Below are 5,843 nucleotides of genomic sequence, written 5' to 3'. Positions count from 1 at the left end.
ATTTATTTTTATCTCCTTATCTTGAAATAATGGGGCTTTTCCCTCTATAAAAATAATTGCAATCAAAAGATGCAATCTCTTGAAAATCTGAAAAGGCAAAATGAAGATTACAGGAAAAACTTTTCAACAAAAAATGTAGGAAAATAATTTATACATCTTATTGTAAGATATTTTCAGCTTCTTCGACAAACAATATAAAAAGATTTTCAAAAGACTTTCAAAAAATATTGGTATATTAAAGTTTTTGAAGATAGGATAAAGATGATGAACGACTTCGACAAAAAAATCAAAGAAATTAAAGGCGAATCCCTTAAAAGTATTTCCATTGAGACAGTTCAGATCAACATTGGGCGAAAATGCAATCAAGAATGTGAACATTGCCACCTTTCTGCTTCAAGAATCAGTAATGAAGAAATGTCTCTAAAAACGATGGAAGAAGTCATCGATGGTATAAAAAAAATAACACCATCAAAGATAGAAATCACAGGTGGAGCCCCTGAATTAAACAGACATTTCAAAGCATTTATTAAAGAACTCGTAAAACTTCATAAAGAGATAATAGTTAGAACAAATCTAACAGCCCTCTGTGAAAAGGAAATGGAAAACTTAGCTGAATTCTATAAGAAGAATGAAATACATCTGATTGCTTCTCTTCCCTGTTATGAAGAAGAAAATGTAAGGAAACAAAGAGGAGAAGGAGTCTATGAAAAAAGTATCAAGGTATTGAAAGCTCTCAACTCAATCGGCTACGGTAAAAACTTATCGCTCAAATTAGACCTTGTCTATAACCCAGCAGGGGCATTTCTCCCCCCTTCTCAAAGGGAATTGGAAGAAGATTACCGTAATGAGCTTTACAAGAGGCACAAGATAGTCTTTTCTAATTTGCTGACGATAACAAATATGCCTATTGGCCGTTTTTGGAAAACTTTACGCAAGGAAGGCAGAGAAAAAGAATACCTCAAATTTCTCAGAGATTCCTTCAATCCCTTGACAATAGATAATCTAATGTGCCTGAAACAAATCAACATTGGATGGGATGGCACAGTCTATGACTGCGACTTCAATCTTGCCCTTGGACTACCTATTAATCATGGTTTGTCTGCACATATTTCGACTATCGATATCAATAGTCTTATTGCAAGAAGAATTGTCACAGGCGACCATTGCTTTGGTTGCACAGCAGGAACCGGCTCGTCTTGCAGCGGTTCGCTCATATAAATTGAAAAAAGAGAAAAAATGGCTTTCCAAAAAACTCACTACTTTTCAAATAAAATAATCATATTTTTGGCATTGATTTGGCTGTTGATTTCCTCCACTGCAAATGTATTGGGAAAAAATGAAGAAGATAGGAGATTCAGTTATGAAGATTACTCATCAATTCTTTTAAGATATGTTGATATCGACGGTCTTGTCAACTACAAGCAATTGAAAAAAGAGCATGCAAAACTTGATGCCTTCATTGACAGCATTGCATCGCTGAGGGAAGATGAATTTTCTAAATGGGATGACAAAGAAAAAATCGCATTCTGGATAAATAGCTATAATGCTCTAACACTGAAAGTAGTCATTGACAATTACCCAATCAAACCATCCTTTTTTGCTTCCTTTCTTTATCCATTGAACAGTATCAGACAAATTTCAGGAGTATGGGATAAAAAGAGATTTAAAGTTATGGGTAAATCAATGACTCTTGATGAAATTGAAAATTTTCATCTTCGCAAAGAATTCAATGAACCTCGTATCCATTTTGCTTTAGTTTGCGCATCTATGGGATGTCCTAAGTTAAGGAATGAACCTTATGAAGGCAAAAAACTCAATTTACAGCTTGATAACCAAATTGAACAGTTTTTAGCAAACAAAAATAAATTTAGAATAGATAACCATAAAAAAGTCATCTATATCTCACCCATCTTCAAGTGGTTTGCAGAAGACTTTGTGAAAAGTTATAGCGGGCACAAAGTTTCTTCAAAATATGATGAAAAAGAAGAAGCAATAATAAATTTCATTTCACGCTATTTGGATGAAGAACAATCAGCTCTTCTTAAAAATGAAACTTACGAGATTGGATATTTAGATTATGATTGGTCTTTGAATGAGCAGAAATGAAGAGAAGGGAGAGCAAAAAATGAACACTGTGCAAACAAATCAAAAAAGGGATTGGATAAAGCCCGTTGCACTTATCAGCGTAATAATCATTCTTTTTATTTCTGCACAGGTATTTGGTCTTGGTGAAAAACTTGGTGAACTGAGAAATTGGATAGAAAAGCTCGGAAAATTTGGACCTATCGCATTCATAATGCTATATATTATCGCCACTGTTGCGGCAATTCCCGGTTCAGTCATCACTGCAGCTGCTGGTGTCCTCTTTGGTCCCCTTTTAGGAACCATCTGCGTGAGCATAGGTTCGACTGCAGGAGCGTCACTATCGTTTATCATTGCCCGCTACTTTGCTCGTGATTCAACGGTTAGGTGGCTTTCAAAGAATGAAAAATTCGGAAAACTTGACGAACTTACAGAAAAGCATGGTGCAATAATTGTTGCAATAACCCGCTTAGTTCCAATTTTTCCTTTCAACCTATTAAATTACGGATTTGGCCTTACCAGAGTAAAATTAGGCACCTATGTCTTTTGGTCGTGGTTATGTATGCTTCCTGCCACCATTCTTTATGTCGTAGGCGCTGCCGCTTTTACAGAAGGACTTGCCAACGGTAAAATTCCATGGGGGCTCATTATAACCGTTATTTCATTTGCCATCATACTTACATTGCTGATTCGTTATGCAAAGGGAATATTAAAGGAAAAAGAGGAAATTGAAAAAAATGAAAAAAATTAAAGAACTTTTGCCATATGATGCACACAATAAAAGGCTTGCTGAAAATGTCAGCCCATCAGATTGGGAAAATCCATCCCCTGCCAAGCGATATAATCTTGTTGTAATCGGTGGGGGCACAGCAGGATTAGTCACAGCTGCAGGTGCTGCCGGATTAGGAGCAAAGGTTGCATTGATCGAAGAGAAGCTTTTAGGGGGAGATTGTCTTAATGTTGGTTGTGTGCCCTCAAAAACAATTATTAGATCATCACGCGTCATTTCAGAAATATCCAATGCCCATTTATTTGGAATAAAGGTGCCTGGAGATGTGGTTGCTGATTTTCCCGCAGTAATGGAACGAATGAGAAAAATTCGTGCCCATATTAGCCCTAACGATTCAGTAGAAAAATTGAGAAAACTTGGCGTTGATATCTTTTTTGGCAAAGGTAAATTCAGAAACAGAAATTCAATTGAAGTCGAGGGAAATATTCTGAGATTCAAAAAAGCTGTTATTGCAACCGGCGCCCGTCCTTTCGTGCCTCCGATAGATGGTCTTGAAGAAGCAGGCTACCTGACAAACGAAACAGTTTTCTCTCTGACAACTGCCCCGAAACACCTTGTTGTCGTTGGTGGTGGTCCCATAGGATGTGAACTTTCACAAGCATTCAGGCGGCTTGGTGTAAAAGTTACAATCATTCAAAAGGAAAAGCAATTTTTAACACGCGAAGATACGGAAGCAGCAAAGATTCTTGAAAATGTATTCAGGAAAGAAGGCATCAATATGATTTTTTCAGCGGACCTGACGAAAGTTGTTTGCAATGATGAGAAAAAAATCCTGACTATAAAAAGGGAAGAAAAAGAAGATGAAATTACAGCTGATGAAATATTGATTGGGACAGGACGTATTCCAAACATCGAAGGATTATGTCTCGAAAAGGCAGGAGTAGAATATGAAAAAAGTGGTATTATTGTAAATGACTATCTTCAAACATCAAATCCCATTATCTACTCTGCAGGTGATGTATGTATGCAATATAAATTTACTCATGCCGCAGATGCAGCAGCGCGCATCGTAATTCAAAATGCGCTTTTCAGGGGAAGGAAAAAAATTAGCTCCCTAACGATGCCATGGTGTACATATACCGACCCGGAAATTGCTCATACAGGAATGTATGAAAGAGATGCAATGAGAAAGGGAATTGAAGTCGATATTTTCAAAACGAATTTAGCAGATGTTGATAGAGCAATCACTGATGGCGAAACAGAAGGATTCGTCAAGATAATTGTAAAAAAGAATTCTGATAAGATTCTTGGGGCAACTGTTGTGGCTCGGCATGCAGGGGATATGATAAGTGAAGTTACTCTCGCAATTGAAAACAATATAGGTCTAAAAAAATTGACAAATATAATTCATCCCTACCCTACACAGGCAGAAGCAATAAAACGCACTGCCGACGCCTACAACCGCTCCCGCTTGAGTCCATTCATAAAAGGAATGTTTAAAAGATGGTTTATAGCAACAAGATGAGACGTATCTTCACTCCTCAAAAATGATGTTTCTCCATCACAATGAGCAGGCATAAAAAAAACACTGCCTTTCCTTTTATTCTAGATTACCATTATGGAGATTACCGGTGCTTCTTGTCATTTATTTCGGATTACTTGCAGTCATACGGCTACACTAGCAAACAACTACATTGCTGTATTTTTCAATATCCTGAACTGAGCTGACAATTATGAACTATAAAGATAATCAATTAGCTATATTGTTAGAGAAGAAGATTAATGAAACGATTTTCTCAAGTGGTCATTTTTTGGAATTCTTTTTTGTAAACGAATCTTATTAAATTTAATGAGCAAATTAAATCTACTGACAGAATCAAAAGTTGTAATTTTAAAATGAATTTCGTGTTCTAAGCCCTTATTATCCAAATAGCTTTTAAAATGCTTTGGACAGAATTTGGTAATCCCCACTTTTTTCCTTATTTTTGAATACTCCCCAAACGTTGTCCTCAACAAAAAATTTATAGTTTGGCGCAAAGTACCTAATCTTACACCTCTATTAACAAGTGAATAGGCATCATAAAGAGGATTAGCATAAAGAGGTATGTCCGCAATGAGCAATTGTCCTTGATCAGCAGATATTTTTTCACATTGCATTATCAATTCTTCTACTTCTTTAAAATTTCTGAAGTATTGTATTACACTTAAACAAATAATCTTTGTAAACTTAATATTAAGAAACTTCAGATTTGTATAGTCTTTTTCACACAATTTATGAAAAAAAACATTATCGAGGTGTTTAAGTTTTTCTTTGCAATGAGTAATACAGTTTTCAGATGTATCCACAAGATGCAGTTCTTTCACCTTCTCTGCTATCAACTCAGCGAAATATCCCTTTCCGCATCCTATATCTAAGACGATATCATCTTTATCATAACTCCATACTTTAAGAGTATTGGAAAAAAATAACTTGGCGTTCTCCTCCCAAACCTTCTCATCTACCACATTTTCTTTATCCCAAAACTCTATCCACTCTTTCATAATCTTTTACACAGAAAAATTTTAAAATTGAGCCAATTCAATAAGTTTCTTAAACTATTGAGACCTCAACAACTGAACATTTTTTATTTTTGTTCATTACTAAAAAACAAAAATTATGTCAAGGCAATGGAATACATTTGTTATGTGACATCTGTATCTTCTACACTTTCTTGTCCTCAACAATTATTATCTGAATTAGTTCTATGAAGGGACATCGCATATTTCATTCTGAACTCTATTGACTTTTGGAACCTATTCTGTACTTTTGACGCTATTATGAATACCAGTGTTCTTATCATCTTCACGCGTTTTCCTGTGGCAGGGGAAACCAAGACACGTCTGATACCTGCAGTTGGTGCTGAAGGTGCAGCAAAACTGCATAAGAAGATGGCGGAAAGGGTCATAGCGTCAGCACGAAGATTCAGGGGTAATAACAAAGTAAAAATTGAAATCCACTATGAAGGAGGTAATGGAGAAGCACTCAAAGAGT

The 5,843-nt window shown here is 35.9% G+C and carries 6 protein-coding genes; 5 read left to right on the top strand and 1 reads right to left on the bottom strand.

Annotated elements, in window-relative coordinates; translation table 11 throughout:
• Window positions 1-261: 261 nt before the first annotated feature.
• The 4 genes from D6734_13235 to D6734_13220 are packed head-to-tail and all read left to right on the top strand — an operon-like array spanning window position 262 to window position 4,337.
• Entirely contained in the window at window positions 262-1,218 is a 957-nt protein-coding gene (locus D6734_13235; GenBank protein ID RMF92019.1) for a radical SAM/Cys-rich domain protein, read from the top strand.
• Window positions 1,219-1,236: 18 nt separating this feature from the next.
• The gene (locus D6734_13230; GenBank protein RMF92018.1) at window positions 1,237-2,106 is read left to right on the top strand and encodes a DUF547 domain-containing protein; all 870 of its coding nucleotides are present in this window, start codon (window positions 1,237-1,239) and stop codon (window positions 2,104-2,106) included.
• Window positions 2,093-2,833, top strand: coding sequence for a TVP38/TMEM64 family protein (locus tag D6734_13225; protein ID RMF92017.1), 741 nt, complete (start codon window positions 2,093-2,095; stop codon window positions 2,831-2,833). The genes D6734_13230 and D6734_13225 overlap by 14 nt, the downstream gene beginning before the upstream one ends.
• Complete coding sequence (locus D6734_13220) at window positions 2,820-4,337, top strand: mercuric reductase (GenBank protein ID RMF92020.1); 1,518 nt, start codon at window positions 2,820-2,822, stop codon at window positions 4,335-4,337. The genes D6734_13225 and D6734_13220 overlap by 14 nt, the downstream gene beginning before the upstream one ends.
• A 254-nt stretch (window positions 4,338-4,591) precedes the next feature.
• On the opposite strand, the gene D6734_13215 is transcribed toward D6734_13220, so the two are convergent.
• The gene (locus D6734_13215; GenBank protein RMF92016.1) at window positions 4,592-5,353 is read right to left on the bottom strand and encodes a class I SAM-dependent methyltransferase; all 762 of its coding nucleotides are present in this window, start codon (window positions 5,351-5,353) and stop codon (window positions 4,592-4,594) included.
• Between the two features lie 276 nt (window positions 5,354-5,629).
• On the opposite strand from D6734_13215, the gene D6734_13210 reads away from it, so the two are divergent.
• The coding region (locus tag D6734_13210) for a hypothetical protein (protein ID RMF92015.1) at window positions 5,630-5,843 on the top strand (214 nt) is incomplete at its 3' end.

It is taken from the genome of Candidatus Schekmanbacteria bacterium, assembly GCA_003695725.1.
In the GTDB taxonomy this organism is placed as follows: Bacteria; Schekmanbacteria; GWA2-38-11; order GWA2-38-11; family J061; genus J061.
The sequence above is the reverse complement of the archived record's forward strand: the minus strand, read 5'-3'. Positions and strand labels throughout refer to the sequence as shown.

Coding starts and splice junctions, on each gene's coding strand:
- D6734_13215 (RMF92016.1), bottom strand. CDS start 5,353: ATGAAAGAGTGGATAGAGTTTTGGGATAAAGAAAATGTGGTAGATGAG.
- D6734_13230 (RMF92018.1), top strand. CDS start 1,237: ATGGCTTTCCAAAAAACTCACTACTTTTCAAATAAAATAATCATATTT.
- D6734_13225 (RMF92017.1), top strand. CDS start 2,093: ATGAGCAGAAATGAAGAGAAGGGAGAGCAAAAAATGAACACTGTGCAA.
- D6734_13235 (RMF92019.1), top strand. CDS start 262: ATGATGAACGACTTCGACAAAAAAATCAAAGAAATTAAAGGCGAATCC.
- D6734_13220 (RMF92020.1), top strand. CDS start 2,820: ATGAAAAAAATTAAAGAACTTTTGCCATATGATGCACACAATAAAAGG.